21 protein-coding genes are annotated in these 21,949 nt (G+C 51.8%); 3 read left to right on the forward strand and 18 right to left on the reverse strand.

Features of this window, described 5'->3' with window-relative positions; genetic code table 11:
• Window positions 1-11: 11 nt before the first annotated feature.
• Complete coding sequence (locus AC6R10_RS04890) at window positions 12-368, reverse strand: YibL family ribosome-associated protein (protein WP_500671633.1); 357 nt, start codon at window positions 366-368, stop codon at window positions 12-14.
• Between the two features lie 370 nt (window positions 369-738).
• On the opposite strand from AC6R10_RS04890, the gene AC6R10_RS04895 reads away from it, so the two are divergent.
• A complete protein-coding gene (locus tag AC6R10_RS04895) occupies window positions 739-2,400 on the forward strand; it encodes a methyl-accepting chemotaxis protein (RefSeq protein WP_487903040.1) in 1,662 nt (553 codons plus the stop codon).
• Window positions 2,401-2,481: 81 nt separating this feature from the next.
• On the opposite strand, the gene AC6R10_RS04900 is transcribed toward AC6R10_RS04895, so the two are convergent.
• Window positions 2,482-4,095, reverse strand: a complete 1,614-nt coding sequence (locus AC6R10_RS04900; protein WP_500657710.1) for an NAD(P)/FAD-dependent oxidoreductase — start codon at window positions 4,093-4,095, stop codon at window positions 2,482-2,484.
• A gap of 190 nt (window positions 4,096-4,285) precedes the next feature.
• Here AC6R10_RS04900 and fdxA point away from each other — a divergent pair, with 190 nt between their 5' ends.
• Window positions 4,286-4,609: a ferredoxin FdxA gene (gene fdxA / locus AC6R10_RS04905; protein ID WP_334553421.1), complete on the forward strand. Its 324-nt coding sequence runs from the start codon at window positions 4,286-4,288 to the stop codon at window positions 4,607-4,609.
• A gap of 13 nt (window positions 4,610-4,622) precedes the next feature.
• On the opposite strand, the gene AC6R10_RS04910 is transcribed toward fdxA, so the two are convergent.
• From AC6R10_RS04910 to urtA, 14 genes are all read right to left on the reverse strand, one after another.
• Entirely contained in the window at window positions 4,623-5,357 is a 735-nt protein-coding gene (locus AC6R10_RS04910; RefSeq protein ID WP_487903042.1) for a TrmH family RNA methyltransferase, read from the reverse strand.
• A 98-nt stretch (window positions 5,358-5,455) separates the two neighbouring features.
• Window positions 5,456-6,088 (reverse strand): urease accessory protein UreG, encoded by a 633-nt coding sequence (gene ureG / locus AC6R10_RS04915; RefSeq protein WP_500671634.1) that lies wholly within the window; start codon window positions 6,086-6,088, stop codon window positions 5,456-5,458.
• A gap of 41 nt (window positions 6,089-6,129) precedes the next feature.
• On the reverse strand, window positions 6,130-6,807 hold the full coding sequence (locus AC6R10_RS04920) for an urease accessory protein UreF (RefSeq protein WP_500630253.1): 678 nt from the start codon (window positions 6,805-6,807) through the stop codon (window positions 6,130-6,132).
• A 12-nt stretch (window positions 6,808-6,819) separates the two neighbouring features.
• Window positions 6,820-7,389 (reverse strand): HupE/UreJ family protein, encoded by a 570-nt coding sequence (locus AC6R10_RS04925; protein WP_500671635.1) that lies wholly within the window; start codon window positions 7,387-7,389, stop codon window positions 6,820-6,822.
• Window positions 7,390-7,490: 101 nt separating this feature from the next.
• Window positions 7,491-7,952 (reverse strand): urease accessory protein UreE, encoded by a 462-nt coding sequence (ureE, locus tag AC6R10_RS04930; protein WP_500671636.1) that lies wholly within the window; start codon window positions 7,950-7,952, stop codon window positions 7,491-7,493.
• A gap of 10 nt (window positions 7,953-7,962) precedes the next feature.
• A complete protein-coding gene (ureC, locus tag AC6R10_RS04935) occupies window positions 7,963-9,666 on the reverse strand; it encodes an urease subunit alpha (protein WP_500671637.1) in 1,704 nt (567 codons plus the stop codon).
• Window positions 9,667-9,761: 95 nt separating this feature from the next.
• A complete protein-coding gene (locus AC6R10_RS04940; protein ID WP_500671638.1) occupies window positions 9,762-10,094 on the reverse strand; it encodes an urease subunit beta in 333 nt (110 codons plus the stop codon).
• 46 nt (window positions 10,095-10,140) lie between these two features.
• On the reverse strand, window positions 10,141-10,443 hold the full coding sequence (gene ureA, locus AC6R10_RS04945) for an urease subunit gamma (RefSeq protein ID WP_487903048.1): 303 nt from the start codon (window positions 10,441-10,443) through the stop codon (window positions 10,141-10,143).
• 128 nt (window positions 10,444-10,571) lie between these two features.
• On the reverse strand, window positions 10,572-11,492 hold the full coding sequence (locus AC6R10_RS04950; RefSeq protein WP_500671639.1) for an urease accessory protein UreD: 921 nt from the start codon (window positions 11,490-11,492) through the stop codon (window positions 10,572-10,574).
• Window positions 11,489-12,184, reverse strand: a complete 696-nt coding sequence (urtE, locus tag AC6R10_RS04955; RefSeq protein WP_500671640.1) for an urea ABC transporter ATP-binding subunit UrtE — start codon at window positions 12,182-12,184, stop codon at window positions 11,489-11,491. The genes AC6R10_RS04950 and urtE overlap by 4 nt, the downstream gene beginning before the upstream one ends.
• A gap of 1 nt (window position 12,185) precedes the next feature.
• Window positions 12,186-13,025 carry an urea ABC transporter ATP-binding protein UrtD gene (gene urtD / locus AC6R10_RS04960; RefSeq protein WP_500671669.1) on the reverse strand — a complete coding sequence of 280 codons (840 nt, stop codon included), beginning with the start codon at window positions 13,023-13,025 and terminating at the stop codon, window positions 12,186-12,188.
• Between the two features lie 2 nt (window positions 13,026-13,027).
• Window positions 13,028-14,191 (reverse strand): urea ABC transporter permease subunit UrtC, encoded by a 1,164-nt coding sequence (gene urtC / locus AC6R10_RS04965; protein WP_334553425.1) that lies wholly within the window; start codon window positions 14,189-14,191, stop codon window positions 13,028-13,030.
• Window positions 14,192-14,212: 21 nt separating this feature from the next.
• Complete coding sequence (gene urtB, locus AC6R10_RS04970; RefSeq protein WP_500671670.1) at window positions 14,213-15,796, reverse strand: urea ABC transporter permease subunit UrtB; 1,584 nt, start codon at window positions 15,794-15,796, stop codon at window positions 14,213-14,215.
• A gap of 125 nt (window positions 15,797-15,921) precedes the next feature.
• Complete coding sequence (urtA, locus tag AC6R10_RS04975; protein WP_334552934.1) at window positions 15,922-17,205, reverse strand: urea ABC transporter substrate-binding protein; 1,284 nt, start codon at window positions 17,203-17,205, stop codon at window positions 15,922-15,924.
• 388 nt (window positions 17,206-17,593) lie between these two features.
• On the opposite strand from urtA, the gene AC6R10_RS04980 reads away from it, so the two are divergent.
• The gene (locus AC6R10_RS04980; protein ID WP_487903052.1) at window positions 17,594-18,346 is read left to right on the forward strand and encodes an SDR family NAD(P)-dependent oxidoreductase; all 753 of its coding nucleotides are present in this window, start codon (window positions 17,594-17,596) and stop codon (window positions 18,344-18,346) included.
• A 44-nt stretch (window positions 18,347-18,390) separates the two neighbouring features.
• On the opposite strand, the gene AC6R10_RS04985 is transcribed toward AC6R10_RS04980, so the two are convergent.
• Together AC6R10_RS04985 and AC6R10_RS04990 are read right to left on the reverse strand one after the other, a co-directional pair.
• Window positions 18,391-20,088 carry an EAL domain-containing protein gene (locus AC6R10_RS04985; protein WP_500671641.1) on the reverse strand — a complete coding sequence of 566 codons (1,698 nt, stop codon included), beginning with the start codon at window positions 20,086-20,088 and terminating at the stop codon, window positions 18,391-18,393.
• A gap of 16 nt (window positions 20,089-20,104) precedes the next feature.
• On the reverse strand, window positions 20,105-21,943 hold the full coding sequence (locus AC6R10_RS04990) for a CHASE domain-containing protein (protein WP_500671642.1): 1,839 nt from the start codon (window positions 21,941-21,943) through the stop codon (window positions 20,105-20,107).
• Between the last annotated feature and the right edge of the window lie 6 nt (window positions 21,944-21,949).

Genomic DNA, 21,949 nt, shown 5'->3' on the forward strand with positions numbered 1-21,949 from the left:
TTGTCCAACTGCTAGAATGATTTCGGTGCGAAGCCTGTCATCACTTCCAAACGCAGCTCTTTGCCGAGTTTCGTCATCGGGTGCACCACCACTAAGCCACGAACGGATTTTTTCAGCTTACCGAGATCAGCCTGCTCAGCCTTGGTAATTTCACGAGAAAACGGCATGTCGAGCAAGCTTTTGCGCTCTTTGTTCATGTCGTATTTCTGCTTACCTTTTAGAGAGTTCAACTTCTTGGTCAAAGACTCCACGTCATCAGTAAATTTACTGATCATCTCATCGTCTTGACGGCTTTTTGCTGCATCAAGTTTACGATTAACGCTGTCTAAACGGTTGTGAAGTTGCTGGATCTCTTGCTTTAAGCTCATGGTGTGGTTCTCTGCTGGCACTTGGGGGCGGCGAGTGTAGCATAGTGAGACAGCCCGACCTAGCGCTATCGTTCAATAGCGACTTTTTCACCCCGAACCACCGCCGCACTGTCGCTGTCATTTCATATGAAATCACAAGCATTTACAACAAGATAGAACTGCTCCTACCAGCGATAGAATCGGTGATATTCCACACAATTTGTTCAAAAAACAGTAACACAACTATTCAGCGTCACATTGCGCTGTCGATATATAGGCTACTCTTAACTCATAAACCTTTGGTTGACTACCACTACTTTCATAACAACCAAGGTATGACAACGGCTAGGTTACATTAGATAACCGCATGATAATAAACAGGAAGTTTTGTATGAGTCTAACAATCAAAAGCCGCCTATACATATTAGCGCTTGTACCTCTTATCGTTATAGCACTGGGCATGCTTAGCTTTACGTACATCAAAACCACAGAACTCAATCAAACACAGATTGAGGTTACTCGTGAGAACATGATGAACATGAAAAAAGCCGAGCTGAAAAACTACGTGCAGATGGCGCAATCTGCGATCCAGCCGTTTCTTGACCAAGGCGCTTCGCTTGAAGAAGCGATCCCAACCTTGAAACAGCTCGAATTTGGTGATTCAGGCTATATCTTTGGTTATGACTCCAAAGGTATCCGTGTTGTGGTCGGGAAAAGCGATAAAGGCATTGGCGACAACTTTTACAATCTACAAGATCAGCAAGGCAACTACTTGGTTCAAGACTTGCTGAAAAACGCCAAAACCGGGGATTACACCACCTACTACTTCCCTAAACCAGGCGGCACCGTCGCACTGCCGAAGTTAAGTTTTTCCATTTTTATCCCACAGTGGGATTTGATGCTCGGGACGGGTTTCTACACCGATGACATCGATGCGATTGTCGCTGAAATGGAGATGGCGACCACCTCAGCACTTGAAACCACCTTGTCTGCCATCGCCCTGTTCTGCTTGGTGATTGCCATTTTGGTGGCGATTTTTGCTGTCACCGTGAACCGTACCATCATGTCACCCATTGAACAATTTGATGCCTCTATCAGCTCATTTGCCAGCGGTGAAGCGGATCTCACCGCACGTATGGAAGCATTCAAAGTACCTGAGTTTGCAAAACTCAGCACCAACTTCAATGCGTTCGTTGCCAGCTTGCAACAAATCATTCGCAGCGTGAGCGACGTTGGTCAGCAAGTATTGGCTGAAACCAACAACATGACGCAGCGAGCGACTCAGGTCGATGAACTGGCTTCGGGCCAACGTGAAGAGACCGAACAAGTGGCAACGGCGATGACGGAAATGACCACAACCGCGTCTGAAATTTCCAACAACGCAAGCCAAGCGGCGAACTCCGCCAAGGAAGCCGACGACAACGCGAAAGAAGCGCGTCAAATCGTCAACTCTGCCGCCAACTCAGTGGAAGCGCTAGCTGAAGAGGTGATGCAAGCGGCGTCGGTGATTTCGCGTCTAGAAGCCGACGTACAAAATATCTCTTCATCGCTAGAAGTGATTCAAGACATCGCTGAGCAGACCAACTTGTTGGCCTTGAACGCCGCCATCGAGGCTGCGCGTGCGGGCGAACAAGGTCGGGGCTTTGCGGTGGTAGCCGACGAAGTACGTAAACTGGCCAGTCGTACCCAAGACAGCACCGGTGAAATCCACAGTATGATAGAAAAACTGAAAGCCGCTTCCGATGACGCCGTACGCGCGATGGAATCGAGCCAAAAACGGGGTTCAGCCACTGTTGAGGAAGCCAATGCGGCCACCAAAGCGTTGATCCAAATTCAGGAATCAATCGATACCATTATGGACATGAACTCGCTGATTGCGACCGCGACCGAAGAGCAGAGCCTTGTCGGTCAGGAGATATCGCAGCGCATCGTGGTGATTTCAGACCAAAGCTCGCAATCTGCGGATCTGGCCAATGAAAACCGCCAAGGCAGTAATGAGCTCAATGGTCGCGCCAACGAGTTGTACCAACTAGTGAGCCGATTTACGGTGTAAATTGCCCTCAAAAAAACGGCCCATCGCAAGATGGGTCGTTTTTATTGGATGCCGTTCTGAGGACGCGCACTTTAAAAGCGCTTAGTTAGCCTCTGACTGCGTCATCGCAATGGCGAGCGCTTCCGCAACCTTGATGCCATCAATGCCCGCAGACAAAATTCCGCCCGCATAACCCGCGCCTTCCCCAGCTGGGAAGAAACCTTTTAGATTGACACTTTGGTAATCTTTACCCCGTGTGATACACACCGGCGACGACGTTCGAGTTTCTACACCAGTGAGTAGCCCATCTTCTGTCGCAAAGCCTTTGATTTTCTTGTCAAACGCAGGGATTGCTTCACGAATCGCTTCAATCGCGAAATCCGGTAACGCTTTGGCTAAGTCGGTCAATTTAATACCCGGAGTAAACGATGGCTCCACCTCACCCAGTGCGCTCGGATCGCGGCCTTTAAGGAAATCACCGATCTTTTGCGCCGGCGCATCATACGTCGCGCCGCCAAGCTCATAAGCCGCCGACTCTAATTGACGCTGGAACTCAATCCCAGCCAGTGGATGGCCTGGGTAGTCTTGCTCTGGGGTAATCCCTACCACAATCGCACTGTTGGCGTTGCGCTCTGCACGAGAATATTGGCTCATGCCGTTAGTGACCACGCGGCCCTCTTCTGAGGTCGCAGCCACTACCGTGCCGCCCGGACACATACAGAAACTGTAAACGGTACGACCATTTTTACAGTGGTGCACCAACTTGTAATCTGCCGCGCCTAAAATCGGGTTGCCGGCATTTGGACCAAAACGTGCTTCATCGATCATCGATTGCTTGTGTTCGATACGAAAACCGACCGAGAAAGGTTTCGCCACCATCTCCACACCGCGCTTATAGAGCATTTCAAACGTATCGCGGGCACTGTGACCAACGGCCAGTACCACGTAACGGGACTGGATTTGTTCGCCATTGGAGAGCGTTAACCCCGTGATCTGGCCATTATCAATGTGGATATCATCCACGCGCGTGCTAAAACGAATCTCACCGCCGAGCTCAATGATTTTGGCGCGCATCTTTTCAATCATGGTTACTAGCTTAAACGTGCCAATGTGCGGCTTACTCACGTAGGCGATCTCTTCTGGCGCGCCCGCTTCCACAAACTCTTTGATCACTTTGCGACCATAGTGTTTTGGATCTTTGATTTGGCTGTAGAGTTTACCGTCAGAGAAGGTGCCTGCGCCGCCCTCACCAAACTGCACGTTCGATTCAGGATTCAGCGCGCGTTTACGCCAAAAACCGAAGGTATCTTTGGTGCGCTCACGCACCTCTTTACCGCGCTCAACAATGATAGGTTTGAAACCCATTTGCGCCAGAATCAAACCCGCAAACAAACCGCAAGGACCAAAACCGATCACCACAGGGCGCTCGGTCAGGTCCGCGGGTGCGTTGGCGACAAATTTGTATTCCATATCCGGCGTTTCTTTGACGTGAGGATCGCTGACAAACGCCTCAAGCACCGCAGCTTGATCCGCCACTTCAACATCCAGCGTATAAATCAGCAAGATTTGCGTTTTTTTGCGAGCATCGTAGCCACGTTTAAAGACATTAAAGGAGAGGATCTGATCAGCGGGAATCGCCAGTTTTTTCACGATCGCCGCGAAAATAGCGTCTTCCTCGTGATCCAAAGGAAGTTTAATTTCAGTTAAACGTATCATACGAGTATCTCAGTTAGGATGGTGTCTTAGCGGCGCTGTCTACCTACACCGCTCACAATGGCGCGCATTTTACGTCAACTCGATTGGCCTGTCATACGAAAACCACTTTTTGTCTCGGCTGAGGATTGCTCAAACGCAGCGGGATCGGTATTATCGCCGATTCGAAAATGAACCAAGATGAGTGCGCACCATGGCCTTTGTCGTGACTGATAACTGTATCCAATGCAAATACACAGACTGTGTCGCGGTCTGCCCTGCTGATGCCTTCTATGAAGGCCCAAACTTCATGGTGATAAGCCCCGTAGATTGCATTGACTGCGGCTTGTGTGTACCTGAATGCGACGCCAACGCCATCTTCCAAGAAGAAGAACTCGCGGAAGATCAGCAAGTCTTTATTGAGTTAAATGCCGAACTTGCCGAGCTGTGGCCCAATCTCACTGAAGTCAAACCCGCCATGGACGAGGCTGAAAAGTGGAATGGCGTGCCCAATAAGCTCGGCATGCTGGAGAAATAGACCGACGCTCTGCCTACTGATGCTGCCTGCGCAGGTTGTCCAAAATAATACCCGTCGCCATAGCGACATTCAGTGATTCTGCCCCGCCAAACGCCGGAATGGTGATTTTGTCACTCACATGCTGAGCGGCGTGCTCGCGGATACCGTGCGATTCACTGCCCATCAAGATGATGCCTTGCGGCGCAAACTGCGTCGTGTGAACACTCTCGCCCTCTAGAAATGCGCCATAAACGGGTAAATTGGCACTGGCAAGATAGGCAGGCAGGTCGCACTGCGTCACGCTGACGCGGCCAAAACTGCCCATGGTCGCACTGATGGTTTTCGGGTTATAGGGGTCGGCGCAGTCCTGACTGGCGATGATGTGTTTGATGCCGTACCAGTCGGCGACACGAATGATGGTCCCTAGATTACCCGGGTCGCTGACGCCATCTAACGCGATGAGCCAACCCTGCGCTTTTGGCACTGGCAAGTTAGGGATCGCCACCACGGCGATGGCCGAATTATTACTTACCAACGTGCTGGCTTTCGTCAACTCATCCAAACTCGCTTCGACACAGTCGTAATCGCTCAGCGTCTCTTGATGCTTGTCGAGAAAGTCTCGGGTGGCGAAAATCTGTTTGACCTCAAGATCACTCACGATGAGCTCTAGGACGTTCTTTTCACCTTGAACTAAAAACAGTCCATTGGCTTTACGCTGCTTCTTTTGTCCCAATGCGCGCAGTAATTTGAGTTGGTTTTTCGATATCATTCATCGCCCCGACGTGCGTTAACCCAGTAAAAAACTCGGGGAGTATAACCCTAAACCGCGCCGAGATGCGAGCGTTGGCACCCAGCCTTTCAAGCACGTTAAACTGACGCGCTTTTCATGGTCAACATCCCTTGTGTCACGATGAAATCGATGATGGTGCTCAGCCCTTGGCTCTCTTTTAAGTTGGTAAACACAAACGGTTTGGTCGGACGCATGCGCTGGGTATCCGACTCCATCACTTCAAGAGACGCTCCAACATACGGCGCAAGATCGATTTTGTTGATCACCAGTAAGTCCGAGCGTGTGATGCCTGGCCCGCCTTTACGCGGGATTTTTTCCCCTTCCGCCACATCAATGACGTAGATGGTCAGGTCGGCGAGCTCAGGGCTAAAGGTCGCACTGAGGTTATCACCGCCACTTTCAATGAACACCACATCGAGATTTTGATGGCGTTTGGCCAACTCTTCCACTGCGGCGAGGTTCATAGAGGCGTCTTCGCGGATCGCCGTGTGAGGACAGCCGCCGGTTTCAACACCGATAATACGATCAGGCTCAAGCGCCTCGGCGCGAGTAAGGATCTTTGCGTCTTCTTGGGTATAGATATCGTTGGTGACCACCGCGATGTTGAGCTTGTCGCGGATCGCTTTGCACAGCACTTCCAACAGCGCGGTTTTGCCTGAACCTACCGGGCCGCCAATGCCGACCCTTAATGGCTGTTTGTAACTCTCCATTGTCCTTCTTCTCCAATTCTATGTACAAAACTGCACAGTCGTTATGAGCGAAATAATCGTGTGTATTGTGTCTCGTGTAAGCTGCTAGCGATGGAGACGCTAGGGGTAAAGCTGCCCATCATCCACTCTTCAATCTGCCGAGCGTGCGCGATGGCGTGCTCAAATTCGTCGCTAAGAGCGATCAGCGCTCGCTGGCCATCCGTTTGACCAAGGGGTACCAATTTGACCCCAGCCATAATGAGATTTTCCGCCCAGCTCCAAAGGTAGCCTTGTTTGAGTGATTCAGGTTCGATCTGCCACTGCTCGGCGGCGACACACAAACCGAGCAGTTGATTGATTTTCACTTCAGGGTGATGAAACGCGTCGTGATCCACCCCCAGTTGCACCAAAAGCGTTTTGAGGGCGAGTCCTCGCTGAGACTCTTCGGCGCGCAACTCCTTGGTTTCACGACTGGCGTACAGGGTGTCACTGAGTGATTGAATGCGCGCGATGTCCGCATTCCCGAGCGCCTCGAAGTATCTGTCAATCAACGGCAGTTCTAAGGTCGCCACGCTATTGAACAGCATGTTGCTCAACCATTGGTGCATGCCCTCTTTGTCGGTCACCCATTGTGCTTCGACCGCCCACTCTAGCCCTTGCGAGTAGGTGAACCCGCCGATAGGCAAAGAGGGACTGATCAGCTGGAACAGTCGATACACCGCGCGAGGTTCGCTCATCATTGGCTAAATCCGTTACGGCAGCAGAATCAAAGCGCTGGCAGACGCGACGCCAACCGATAACCAAGGGCTCGACAACGCTCGGCCAAACTGTAAGCCCAGCACCATCAAACCGGCGGCGGCGGTCAACATGCCACTGGCAAAGGGAAGAACACTGCCCGTTGATTCAACGCCATGCGCGTAACCATGAAAGAACATCAGCCCAACGCTGAGGCCAACCGCCAAATTCAATAGCGGCTTGGAGCGATTGAATGACTGCCATATGGCGCCGCTGACCACAAACAGTGAGGCCCCAATCGCCAGCTCGACGCCACCAAAGCCGCCAAACACTTTACCTGCGCTTAGCCCCAGTAATAACGTCGCGAGTGCCGCTAGCATCAGCGTTACTTTGCCGCGCCTACTGACCGATAGACACGCAGTCAGCATGCCGAACGCAATCAGCATGACGAGGTGATCCAACCCGGTCACAGGGTGCGTCAATCCAGCCGAAAAAGAGCTGCCCTCATGGCCGGGGTGAGCAAATACTGGGCTTGCCATCGTGGTGGCGGCAAACGCGCCGACGGAGGGAATAAAAGAGATTCGCATAACACTGTCCTTGTAAGTCATCTATCCGTTTAAATAGGTTGAAAGAGAAACTGGCCACGCTGTCGTTAACATTGACAACACGCGCCCTATCAAATAGCCATTTAGTGATGGTGATGGTGATGATGGCCCCCAGCAGAACGCCCGCCATAAGCACCACTTTCTGGCTCAAAGGCCGCTTGCTCGACCGTCACTTTCGCGCCGAGCCCAGTGACCATGTCATCGAGTACGTGATCATGCTGGTAACGTACCCAACCAAACGCCACTTGCAACGGCACATGGCGGTTTCCTAAGTGGTAAGCAACGCGCGTCAATAAATGCAGGTCACTGCAGTAGACGGTCGAGACACTTTCTGGCGCTGCAATCACCTCAACCACCAATCCGCATGGGCTTTTGAGCTGCTCTCCCCCGCGCAAAATGTGTCCGCGAGGAAGAAATAGTCCCGCGTCACGGCCATCATCCAATTTGACCTTTAAGCGGCTTTTGATACGGCTGTCGATCGGCAAACTGAGAAATGTGTGGGGTTGAATGGTTATATCCTGAGCAATTTCCGTCAGTTCGATCATGGTTGTTCTCCTAGAATAAGAAATAGCGCTGCGCCATTGGCAGAACGTCTGCAGGTTCACACACCAGCAACTCGCCATCCGCGCGAACTTGATAGGTTTGCGAGTCCACTTCGATGTGCGGCTGCCAGTCGTTTAACTTCATATCGGCTTTACGGATGTCACGGCAGTGGCTCACCACGCCGATTTGACTGCCTAAGCTCAGTTCAGCGGCAATCCCGGCTTGGTGAGCGGCTTGCGAGACAAACAGCATCGAGGTCTTTTGCGCCGCTTTGCCGTAGCTGCCAAACATGCCACGGTAATGGACCGGCTGTGGAGTGGGAATGGATGCGTTCGGATCGCCCATCGGCGCCATGGCTATCATGCCGCCTTTCAAAATCACGCTCGGTTTAACGCCGAAAAAAGCCGGTTTCCACAACACCAAATCCGCCAATTTACCCACTTCAATCGAACCAATTTCATGGGCCATCCCGTGTGTGATCGCCGGGTTGATGGTGTATTTGGCAATGTAACGCTTCAAACGAAAATTATCGCTGTAACTAGAATCTTGTTTCAAATTGCCGCGCTGCACTTTCATTTTGTGCGCCGTTTGCCAAGTGCGTGTGATCACTTCACCCACTCGCCCCATGGCTTGTGAATCCGAAGCGATCATCGAGAAAGCGCCCAAGTCGTGAAGAATATCCTCGGCGGCGATGGTTTCTCGGCGGATGCGAGACTCCGCGAACGCTACATCTTCCGCAATGGATGGTGAGAGGTGATGGCACACCATCAACATGTCCAAATGCTCATCGACCGTGTTAACGGTGTACGGGCGTGTCGGATTGGTCGACGACGGCAGTACATTGGCTTCGCCGGCGGCGCGAATAATATCTGGCGCGTGACCGCCCCCTGCCCCTTCGGTGTGATAGGTATGAATGACGCGATCGCCGATCGCATTCAATGTCGATTCGACAAAGCCGGATTCATTGAGGGTATCGGTGTGTATCGCCACCTGCACGTCCATCTCATCCGCTACCGTCAAGCAGGTATCAATAGAAGCTGGCGTCGTCCCCCAGTCTTCATGCAGTTTCAACCCCACCGCGCCCGCCGCAACTTGCTCTCGCAGTGCGTCAGGTTGGCTGGCATTGCCTTTACCAAGCAAGCCAAAATTCATTGGAAAACCATCAAGGGATTCGAGCATGCGATGCATATTCCACGGGCCTGGCGTACAGGTGGTCGCATTGGTGCCGGTGTTCGGGCCAGTGCCGCCGCCAATCATGGTGGTGACACCCGAGGCGAGCGCCTCTTCAATTTGTTGTGGGCAGATAAAATGGATGTGCGAGTCAATGCCACCAGCGGTCAGAATCGCCCCTTCCCCAGCCAACACCTCAGTGCCCGGGCCAATCACTATGGTGACGCCGGGCTGAACATCGGGGTTGCCTGCTTTGCCAATCGCGTGAATGCGACCATCTTTGACCGCCACGTCGGCTTTGACAATGCCCCAATAGTCGAGCACAACGGCATTGGTGATCACCAAATCTGGCGTTTCTTGGCTTGGTCTTTGGCTCTGTCCCATGCCATCGCGAATCACCTTCCCGCCACCAAATTTCACTTCATCACCGTAGACGGTGTAATCTTTTTCTACCTCAAGCCACAATTCGGTATCCGCGAGGCGAACTCTGTCTCCGACTGTTGGCCCAAACATTTCGGCGTATGCCCGTCGAGAGATGCTTGCCATGACTTATCCTTGTCTGTTGCGTGTGCGCATTACCCATTTGTCTATCAACTTGTCTGTAAACATGTTTTTCAACTTGGTGGTGTAACGCCATCGAGCTATAACTTGCCCATCACCTTGCCTTGAAATCCGTACACTTCGCCTTTGCCGGCGTATTCCACTAGCTCAACGCTGCGTGATTGGCCAGGTTCAAATCGCGTCGCCGTACCGGCGGGGATATTGAGTCGAAACCCGCGCGCAAGCGCTCTGTCAAACACCAAGGCTTCATTCACTTCGAAAAAATGGTAATGCGATCCGATTTGAACCGGACGGTCACCGACATTCTCAACGCTCACTTTGACGGTGCGGCGGCCCACATTGAGCACAATCTCACCGGCGGCGGTCTCGATTTGACCCGGCGCCCAACCCTTACCGATTGTCGTCCCTGCCATCCTTGTTTCTCCTCGTCCTATTGACTTTGCCTTTACCCATCACTGACTACACAATCGGCTCGTGCACGGTGACGAGTTTGGTGCCGTCAGGGAACGTTGCTTCAACTTGCACGTCCGGAATCATACTGGCGACCCCTTCCATGACATCCTCTACCGTAAGCAACGTACGCCCGTAATCCATCAATTCGGCGACGCTTTTTCCTTCCCGAGCGCCTTCTAAAATGGCGCTACTGATCAGAGCAATCGACTCTGGGTAGTTGAGTTTTAGCCCTTTTTCTTTGCGACTTTGCGCCAACAGGCCCGCGCAAAAAATGAGTAATTTGTCTTTCTCTCTCGGGGTGAGTTCCATTGCTATCCCTCGCAATTCATCGCTTTGTTCCGCCGCCTACACTCTCATGTTTATGGTTGAGTGTGCTTGTGGATGAGTGTGCTGTAGATGAGTAAGTCAGCTTGCATCCACACTCTCAGTCCACCTTGTTAGGTAGCCCAGATCCTCGGAGGCTGAGGCTTCTCGCCAAACCAGTGCAACCTGATCTGCTGCCAAATACGCTCAAAACTGGCCAGAATCACTTCACTCCATTGACCTAATGCCCTGACGACAATCAGGTTTTCCAGCTGAGTGGCACCAATGACCAACGACGCCTTACCCACATCATCTTGTATAGAGCAGAGCAAGCTCTGTACCAGCTCGATTAAGTCCTCGTCCTGTGAGGAGATATAAAACGTGCCCATCATTGGAAAGCCGAGCAACCCCTTATTTATCAGATATTTATCGCCGCCTTTCATATTGAGCCCTTCGCTGAGTATTTTGCTCCCTTGGTAGTAAATCTCTGTTTTTCCTACCAAATGTCCACTTAAAAAGCCCTCATTTAGTGCGGGTCTCCCAAAACAGTGCATCTCCCAGCCCATAAATTGTGCATCACGCTCTAAGTGGATCTGTGTGTCTACTCGCGCGTGGGCATCGGGGAAAAAGATGTTCTCTTGCGGTAGCCACTCTAAGGTGGCGTTTGACGCCACGCGCAGTATTTGTGTCTGGCGAGCAAAGCGCGCCGATGAGCGATAAAACTTGGTAGCGCCGGGGGTCGTGACCAGAGCATGTCCCCCCTCTCGCACCTCTGCCTCGATGGCTAACGTGTCGCCGCCGACTACGCCGCCAGGCGGGTGCAACAAATAGGTATGGCACACGGGCCCCTCAGGATAAAGCGGCCGCTGTATCGCCAGCGGGCCTTGTTGCTGACGCTCTTTGATCACCGTTTTATCTCCTCTGTCGGTAAACAGCAGAGCCAGTTTTGCTTTCCAGCCAGAGCGAGTATCAGAATCGAGTTTTTGTTCAAGGCTGGGTTTGTCGTTGTCATTGGCATCCGTCAAGGCAAATGCCACAGCAGGATCACACATCATACGGTGAGATACTCCTTAATCAGCGCGTCGTTGAGCGCGTCCATGGGGCCATTGGCCACCGGCCGGCCGCGATCCAAAATGCAAAACTCATCGCCCACTTTGCGGGCAAAAGGCAGTTTTTGCTCCACCAGCAATACCGTCAGACCATATTGCTGATTGAGCATACGGATGATGTCACCAATCTCTTGCACTATATTGGGCTGAATGCCTTCCGTGGGCTCATCCAAAATCAGTAGACTTGGGTTGACCACCAGAGCACGGCCAATCGCCAGTTGCTGCTGCTGCCCTCCCGACAGGTCGCCACCGCGGCGATGAAGCATCTCTTTAAGCACCGGGAACAGCTCGAAAATGAATTCTGGGATCTGGCGATCACCTTTGGCGCGAATCGGCAATCCCACTTCAAGGTTCTCTTGCACGGTGAGCATCGGAAAGATTTGCCGTCCTTGCGGCACATAACCGATACCGAGTCGCGGGCGATCTTCGGCGTCACGTTTAATTAATGACTGATCACCCAGTTTGATGTCGCCACTTTGTACCTTCACCAGCCCCATAATGCACTGCAATAAGGTGGTTTTCCCCACCCCATTGCGTCCCATGAGTACGGTACATTTGCCTTTGGGGATCGTCATATTCAAGTCCCACAGGGTGTGGCTTTCGCCATAGAATTGGTTCAATCCATTGATGGTCAACATACTACTCTCCCAGATAGACCTGTTTGACTTGCGGATGGGCCTGGACGTGGTCCATCGTCCCTTCTGCCAGCACATGCCCCTGGTGGAGCACAGTGACATGGCTGGCAATTGAACGGACGAAATCCATATCGTGCTCAACGACCACGACCGAGTGTTTCCCGGCGAGCGAGTTAAGCAGCTCAGAGGTGCGATCCATCTCTTGGTGTGTCATCCCCGCGACCGGCTCATCGATCAGCAACAGCTTCGGGTTTTGCATCAAGAGCATACCGATCTCAAGCCACTGCTTTTGACCATGCGACAGGTTACCGGCGAGTCGCCTTGCACTGTCTTGCAAATCAATCAGCGTGAGTACTGACTCCAATTTGTCTTTCTGCTCGGCTGATAGCTGCGCGATGTACGTACCCCACACAGAGCGCACGCCCGCCATCGCCAGCTCAAGGTTCTCCCACACGCTTAAGCATTCAATCACCGTCGGCTTTTGGAACTTACGTCCGATGCCGGCATTGGCAATTTGCGCCTCATTCATCTTCAGGAGGTTGATGTTGGAGCCAAGCCACACCGACCCACTGTCGGGTTTGGTTTTGCCCGTGATGATGTCCATCATGGTGGTTTTTCCTGCACCATTGGGGCCGATGATGCAGCGCAGCTCGCCCTCTTTGATGTACAAGTTCAAGTCGTTGATGGCTTTAAAGCCGTCAAAGCTTTTGTTGACGCCTTCGACATAGAGCAAAATGTTGTGCCGCGTATCAATCAACGGGTGGGTATCGGGCTTGAGAAACGAAAAGACTTCATCACGACGGGTCAGTTGCTTGACCGAATCGGTCAATGTTGTATGGGTCATGTTCATGCCGTCACCTCTTTGCTCTTATCTCTTTCCTCATCGCTTGCTGCGCGGCGCTTAGGCGTGTCGACCTTCGCGAGCTTGTCGCTGACAAACCCCATCAACCCTTTCGGGAAGTACATAGTCGAGAGCACGAACATGCCCCCGAGGGCGAAGAGCCACACCTCTGGGAACTCAACGGTGAACCAGCTTTTGGCGTAGTTGATCACCAAAGCGCCAACAATCGCGCCGAACAAGGTAGCGCGGCCGCCTAACGCGACCCAGACCACCACTTCAATCGAGTTGAGCGGCGCAAATTCCCCGGGATTGATGATGCCCACTTGCGGGACATAAAGCGCCCCCGCAATGCCCGCGATCACCGCAGAAAGGACAAACACCCACAGCTTGATGCCGTCGACGTCATAGCCCATAAATCGTGTGCGGGATTCGGTGTCGCGAATCGCCAACGCCACGCGGCCAAGACGGCTGGCCACCACAGTGCGGCACACCCAGTAACTCAGGGCCAGCATCAGACCGGTGGCCATAAACAACACGATGCGCGTGCTGTCTTGCTGCAAGCTGTAGCCAAGTATGTCTTTAAAATCCGTGAGGCCGTTGTTGCCGCCAAAGCCCATTTCGTTGCGAAAAAACGCCAACATCAGGGCATAGGTCAGCGCTTGGGTGATGATCGACAAATAGACCCCCGACACGCGAGAGCGAAACGCCAAATAACCAAACAGGTAAGCCAGCGCCCCCGGCACTAACACCACCATCACACACGCGAACCAAAACTGATCAAAACCAAGCCAGAACCACGGCAGCTCTTGCCAATTTAGAAACACCATAAAATCCGGCAGAATCGGATTCCCGTACACACCACGATCACCAATTTGACGCATCAAATACATGCCCATCGCATAGCCGCCAAGGGCAAAAAAGGCGCCGTGGCCCAAACTCAAAATGCCGAGGTAGCCCCACACCAGATCCACCGCCAAGGCGAGCATGGCATAGCTGAGATACTTGCCCATCAGAGAGAGCGTGAATGTCTCGACATGAAAGAGATGGCCGACGGGCAGCAAGGTATTGGCCAAGGGCACCAACACCACCGCCAACAGAATGAGCGCCACGGTCACTTGGCCACCTTTGTCGCCTCGCATCGCCGACAGCACTACCGAGCGTGACTGAATAGATTGACTCATGTGAACTCCTTAACCTTCTGCCGCTCGGCCACGTTGTGGGAAAAGCCCACGAGGACGTTTTTGAATAAATAGGATGATAAAAACTAGCACCAAGATCTTCGCCAGTACCGCGCCTGCCCAAGGCTCCAATATTTTGTTAAACAGCCCAAGGCCGAGCCCCGCCACTAAGGTGCCCCACAGATTGCCAACGCCGCCAAATACCACCACCATGAAGGAGTCGATGATGTAGGCTTGGCCCATATTGGGCCCCACGTTGGTAAGTTGAGACAGCGCAACACCTGCAATACCGGCAACCCCGGAACCTAAGCCGAACGTCATGGCATCGACACGCTCTGAGCGGATCCCCATCGCACGAGCCATCGCGCGATTTTGCGACACCGCGCGCACTTGCAGACCCAAAGGTGTTTTTTTCAAGACCATCACCAAACCAATGAAAACACACGCGCAAAACAGGATGATGTACAAGCGGTTGAAGGTGAGAGAGAGCATGGGGTTGAGGCTAAGTGCACCGGACATCCAATCCGGCGTGCTGACTGAGCGGTTGAGCGGCGAAAACACCGAGCGCACCGCTTGTTGCAGAATCAGGCTGATACCAAACGTCGCCAGTAAGGTTTCCAGCGGTCGTCCGTACAAATGGCGAATCACGCTGCGTTCAATCGCAACTCCCACCAACCCAGAGACGACAAATGCCGCCGGGATAGAAAGTATCAACGCCAACCCAATGTGATTGGGCATCAATTGTTGCATAACGTAAGTGGTGTAAGCGCCAAGCATGATAAGCTCACCGTGCGCCATGTTGATCACGCCCATCACACCAAAGGTGATCGCCAAGCCAATGCCGGCCAACACCAACACCGAGCCTAAGCCAAGACCAAAGAAAAGAGTCTCCACCCCCGAATACAAACGCTGGCTTTGTTGGTAGCGGTCGAGGGCCTTTTGCGCCGCCTCAATCACTTCCTCATCTTGCTCACGGCTTAACACTGCATTGAGGGTTTGCACCACCACTGGCTGTTTGTAATCCGACAGCAGCGCAATCGCCGCCACTTGGCCCGGGTCACTCGCATTGAGGGCGCTGTCCACCGCCAACGCCAGATGCAACTGCTCAATCACCGCGGGCGAGGTTTCGCTCACTAGACGCTTTTTAAACTTGGCCACCACGCTGGGCTCTGTATTGCCCACCAACGCCACCACCGCCGAAAGTCGCACCGCTTCATTGGCACTACTTAGGCCCAGTGAGGCGATTTCAGCGCGAATCAGACCACGCAACGCGTTATTCACCCGCACTTTGCTAAACTGGCGTTTACTTTCAATCATGAGTGTCTCGCCCGTCCAAACCTGAGTGGCGGTTTGTTGCGCTTTGAGCTCTGGCGCGATGTAAAGATCTTGCTTGTTGGCTTTTAAGCTGTAGAGATCGCCTTCTAGCCAGGCGGTCAAAATAGGCTTCGCTACCTCGGCTGGTTGTGTCTCCACCAGCCAAGTCATAGCTTGCTCTTTCGCTTGATTGTTCTTGCCATTGAGTATGCTGGCAAAGTCTTCCTGACTTTGTGCATTGGCGAGATTCAACCCGATCAGGCTCAATAGACTGATCCACATAAACTTGATAATCGGCACACTCCTTGGCCTCATGATGTCTGTCCTTGCGTGGGTGAAAAGGAAAGGGTCTCAACGGAAAAAAGACGCCCAGCTTCCACGTAAAAGCCGGGCGCCAATCGTGGTGATTAATTAGAACCTGAACACTGCTTGGTTTCGACGTTAAACGCGCCGCAAGAGAAAGGTTTCGACCAGCTTGAGAACAGTTTCGCCGACTCAGGAAGGTAATCAGACCAAGCATCACCAGCGACTAAACCTGTTGTTTCCCACACCACATCGAACTGACCGTCATCTTGGATTTCACCAATTAAAACCGGTTTGGTGATGTGGTGGTTAGGCATCATGGTCGAGTAGCCCCCTGAGAGGTTGGGGACAGAGACACCAATCAATGCATCTTGAACGGCTTGTGCGTCGGTCGTACCTGCGTTCGTCACCGCTTGCGCCCACATGTTAAAGCCGATGTAGTGCGCTTCCATTGGGTCATTAGTGACACGCTCTTCACTGCCGATGAACGCTTGCCATGTCTCGACAAACTCTGCGTTGCTGTCTGTATCGACACTCATAAAGTAGTTCCAAGCGGCAAGGTGGCCCACCAGCGGTGAGGTATCCATACCCGACAGCTCTTCTTCACCCACAGAGAACGCCACCACTGGGATGTCTTCCGATGAGACGCCTTGCGCCCCAAGCTCTTTGTAGAAAGGCACGTTCGCATCACCATTGATGGTCGAGACCACCGCGGTTTTCTTCCCTTCTGCGCCAAATTTCTTGATGTCAGAGACAATTGACTGCCAGTCGGAGTGACCAAACGGCGTGTAGTTGATCATGATGTCAGACTCCCCCACCCCTTTGGCTTTGAGGTACGCTTCCAAGATCTTATTGGTAGTGCGCGGATAGACGTAGTCAGTGCCCGCCAATACCCAGCGCTCAACGCCGAGTTCATTCATGAGGTAATCAACCGCAGGGATCGCCTGCTGATTTGGCGCTGCGCCAGTGTAGAAGACGTTTTTCGACGACTCTTCCCCTTCATATTGAACCGGGTAGAACAAGATACTGTTGAGCTCTTCAAACACAGGCAACATGGATTTGCGTGATACCGACGTCCAACCACCAAACACCACGTCGACTTTTTCTTTTTCGATCAATTCGCGCGCTTTCTCTGCAAACAGTGGCCAGTTGGACGCAGGGTCCACCACCACGGCTTCGAGTTTTTTACCTAGCAAACCGCCTTTTTTGTTCTGCTCATCGACCAACATCAGCACGGTGTCTTTCAGTGTGGTTTCACTGATCGCCATCGTCCCGGACAACGAGTGGAGCACACCGACTTTGATCGTCTCTTCTGCGTATGCCAAAGACGAGCTCAGTGCGAGTGTGGTGCCCAAAGCGGCCAGTTTCAGTTTGAACGTCATGTTCATAGTGGCTATCTCCTTATAGATGAATGGTTATTCAACCTGTCGGTATCTATATCCAACCAATCCAAAAAGGGTGCCAATAAAACTCGTTCAACAATTTAATTTTAACTCATTGAATTATAGTAATTTTATTCTAACCCGCTTCTTAACTGTGCAAGGGTGGTCATTTTTTGCGCTGTATATTAGTGCAATCGATTCTCTCCTCTCACCATTTTGGTCTGACCTTAACCCCAAAAAAGAAAACTTGATGCATATCAGTCAGGTAGTTCAGCCGAACGCACCCATCCAGACCAAAACCGTAACGGCAAGCAGGATAAGATTGTGCATTCATCCCCAGTAACGAAAACATGCTATGCTCCGAGTTCAGTCTGGCAATCAAAAGGAACAAAGAATGAAAAAAGTGGCATTTATCACTGGTGCGACATCTGGATTTGGCCGAGCCGCGGCAGAGCGTTTTGCACAAGCGGGTTGGTCATTGGTGCTCTCTGGTCGCCGCCTCGAGCGTTTAGAGGCACTGAAAGCCGAACTCAATGTGCCTGTGCACATCATTCAACTTGACGTTCGTGATTCAGACGCGGTGAAACAAGCCGTGGCAGAACTGCCAAGCGAATTTGCCGCCGTGCGACTGCTCATCAACAATGCCGGTCTGGCCTTGGCTCCGCAAGCGGCGCAAGACGTCGAGCTTGATGACTGGAAAACCATGATTGACACCAACGTCACAGGATTGGTGAATGTGACGCACGCACTACTGCCGACTTTGATCCAATCTGGCGCCGGCAGCACCATCATTAATGTGGGATCTATCGCCGGACAATGGCCCTACCCAGGTAGCCACGTCTATGGGGCAACCAAGGCGTTTGTTCAACAATTTAGCTACAACTTGCGCTGTGATTTGCTCGGCACCGGTGTACGTGTGACTGACATTGCGCCAGGCATGGCAGAAACCGAGTTCACTTTGGTACGCACCAAAGGCGATCAAGCGGCGTCCGATAAGCTCTACAACAGCACTACCCCACTCACCGCGCAAGACATTGCCGAACAGATGTTCTACGTGGCGACGCTGCCCGATCACATCAACATTAACCGCCTTGAAGTGATGCCGACACGTCAAGCATGGTCTCCGTTTGCGGTTGACCGCGATTAAGCGATGATTCAACTAGAGCGTGGTGAACTAATCAGCGCTGCGCTCTAGCCAAAATACTTCTTCTCAAACTCCTCAACAGGCAATGGCTGCGAGTAAAAATAGCCCTGATGACGCGCCACCCCGACTCCCTGACAAAGGCTGCTTTGGTACTCGGTTTCTATACCTTCAGCCACGGTATCGTACTCTAGACTGGTCGCAAACAGACAGATGGCCGTAAAGAGTTGCTGAGCGCTTTTCTCTTCAACGTTCGCCATAAACGATTTGTCGATCTTAATGATGTCAATCGGGTACTCTTTGAGATGTGAGAGCGACGAGTAGCCAGTACCAAAATCGTCCACCGCTATTTTGAACCCCAGCCCACTCAGCTGTTGCAGCATCTCAGTTGAGGCGCCTTCTGCGACCAAGCAGTTTTCAGTGATCTCCAACTCCACCTGACTCGGAGAGACTTCATAAAACGAAAGGTACTCTTCAAGCTGCGTTTTTAAACTCAGCTCCGTCAACTGCTTGGGTGAGACATTAATGGCCACGACAAACGAGGCACTAAAGCGTGCAAATTGCTCTTTCCATATTTTGAGTTGATCAAACGCCGCGCGAAATACCCAATGACCAATTTCGATCATCAAATGGGACTCCTCCGCGATCGGAATGAAGTCGGTAGGTGACACAATACCCAGCTTTTTGTGATTCCAGCGCAGCAGCGCCTCTGCCCCCACTAGGTTGGCGTTGCGGTCAAACTGAGGCTGAAAGTAGAGTTCAAACTCATCATTTTGAATCGCGCGTTTAAGATCGTTTTCAATGCGTATGCGCTTTTCAATCAAGTTGTGAAACGCTTTCGAGTAATACTGCGCTTGATTTCGACCTTGATCTTTGGCTCGGTACAAGGCGATGTCGGCACACTTGGTTAATTCTACAGAGTTAGTGGCACACTCTGGCGCGGAAGCGATGCCAATACTGATGGTCATATCTATGCTATGGCTCTCCACTATGATCGGCTCTTCAAACGCTTTAAGCAGGCGCTGGACCAATAGGTGGACGTGATTTTTCATCTCAAGGTTTTGGATAATAATGGCAAACTCGTCGCCACCGATGCGGCACAAGTAATCACTTTTTCGTGAGCAATGGGAGAGACGCTGAGCCACATGCCTAAGGACCGCATCACCGACAACGTGGCCAAGGCTATCATTGATGTCTTTGAACTTATCGAGATCAATCAACAGGAGCATTAATGGCTTTTTCGAGCGAGAAGCAATCAATAGTGCTTTTTTTAAGGTTTCATCAAAAAAGTAACGATTACTCAGCCCAGTCAAACTGTCCTCTTCTGCCATACGTTTGAGCTCGGTGTGTTTGGCTTGAATCTGCTGCTCGAGGTAGTAGCGTTCGGTGGCAATCACGATAGCGCGACGTAATCGCGACGCGGTGATCTCTTTTTTCATGATGAAGTCTTGCGCGCCCACTTCAATGCACGACAGCGCCAACTCCTCATCATTGCTGTGGCTGAGCATCACAATCGAGGTAGAAAAATCGCTCACGCTCCTCAATTGCATCAGCACTTCAATGCCATTTGAAGGTGGAAGCTGATAGTCGAGCAAAATCACATCATATTTATTGGCGAGCGCCATCTTGAGCCCTTCATGGGCCGTCGTTGCTTCGTCGATCACCTGGATAAGTAAATCGGTATCGCGCAAAGTCCGAATCGCGGCAATTCTATCGATGGTATCGTCGTCAATAATCAAGATTTTCATCAGTTAAATCCCATCCTTATGGAGTAACGGTTGGATTGGCGCGCTCGATGGTTAGCGCGGCAAAGTACGGCTGTTTGGGCCAACTAAAACGGAACGTGCAGCCCTGTTCAAGGTTGTTTTCTAATCGATAGTCGCAACCATAGAGATCCAGCGTTTTCTTAATAATCGACAGGCCAAGGCCACTGCCTTCTACTTTGTCTCTTGGTTGCAGAGTGTGGAAAAGTTCAAACACTTTCTCTTGATAGGCCTCAGGGATGCCTGGCCCGTCGTCTTGCACGGTAAACACATAACGGTCATCAATTTCCGTAGCGGTCACGCGAATCAAACCATTCTCCTTGTCATGATGCTTAATCGCATTACCAATCAGGTTTCTCAGTACCATTTCAAGCGGCGTGACTAAGGTGGAGATCTCACCCAACTGATCGTCATACTCTAAGGTGATCCCTGGCGGTGGGCTAAGCAGCTCAAAAATCTCTTCAATCTTATTCCCAACATGAAACAGATCTAAGCTCCACTGTTTCCTGCCTACACGCGAATAAAGCAGCAGATCATCCAGCAAGCGCTCCAAACGACTGACTCGATTTTGCAATAAGGCGGCGTACTGCTCTGTTTGCTCAGTGAGATGGGGTTTTAAGTCATCGATGGTCCACGTAACCAACTGGGATATACCACGCAAAGGCGCTTTTAAATCATGGGAGGCGACGTAAGCGAACTGATCCAGTTCGTGGTTGGCCTCTTCGAGCGCATGGTTGCGCTTCTCTAAATCGGCCGTCACTTGCTCTAAGGTTTGAGTGCGCAACTGCAAATCTTGGGTGGCTTGATCGGCGTACTGCTGAGCGCGCTCTTTCTCACGACTGAGCATCAAGAAAATGACCAGTAGCAGAACATCAACCAATAGACCAAACACTAAGATCAGCGCAGGTTGACTCAGGCTTTGCTGCTCTTTAAATAGCAGCGAGGACTGAACATGAAACACCCAAGTACGACCATACAAATCCAAACTGATTTGCTCAGAAAACGTCGGATCAGCATCGTAATGACGGTTGCTATCATTGAGTTCACTGTAGAGCTCCGTGTCGCCATCATAGATGCTGAAATTCACTAAACGTGTACTTCTGTCGAGCGTACCATCCATCAATTTGTAGACCACAAAAGGCGCGTAGACTAAACCCTGAAAATCGCCGCCACTTTCACCATATTGATTGTTTTCCATACCTTGGCGATACCACGGGGCATAAAAAAGAAAGCCCGGCGTGCGCTGAGAATCTTGTACCAAGACGATCGGCCCGGTGATGCTGGCCTGACCGCTCGATTTCGCCCGCTGAGCCGCACTGTAACGATTGGTTTCATGCGCCATGTCCAGACCCACCGCTTTGAGATTGTCTTGTTGTGGCTCGATGTAAGTGATAGGCCAATACTCCTTGCCAGAGCGCGTGGGATGCATGGCATAGGTCGCCATCGTCTCACGCTGCCAAGACAAATACGTCGGCACTTTCTCTTCTGGCACGTAATGAATCACACCAATCCCGTTGATGCCCGGGAACCGAGACTCGATGCGCAGCTCATCGGCAAACACTTTCCAATCCGCGCGGCTCGCCGGTCTATCAAGCATGTGCAGTGCAGAGACGCCGGCCCATAGCGCTTCCTCATACTTCTCCATCCGCTCTTGAACCAAGGCGACTAATTGTTTGGCTTGATGTTGAAATTGAACCTTTGATTTCTGATGACTCTGTTTGAGCGTCACTTGCCAAGCGGTCAGCGTCAACGCAAGCGAAAACACAATCACGACCCAGTGATACCAATGCAGAGCGCGAGGCGCCCGGACAGCAGAACGGAACAACGAGCTTTTCAGCATTCAACC

The organism is Vibrio sp. R12-SG2-ISO1, assembly GCF_059834045.1.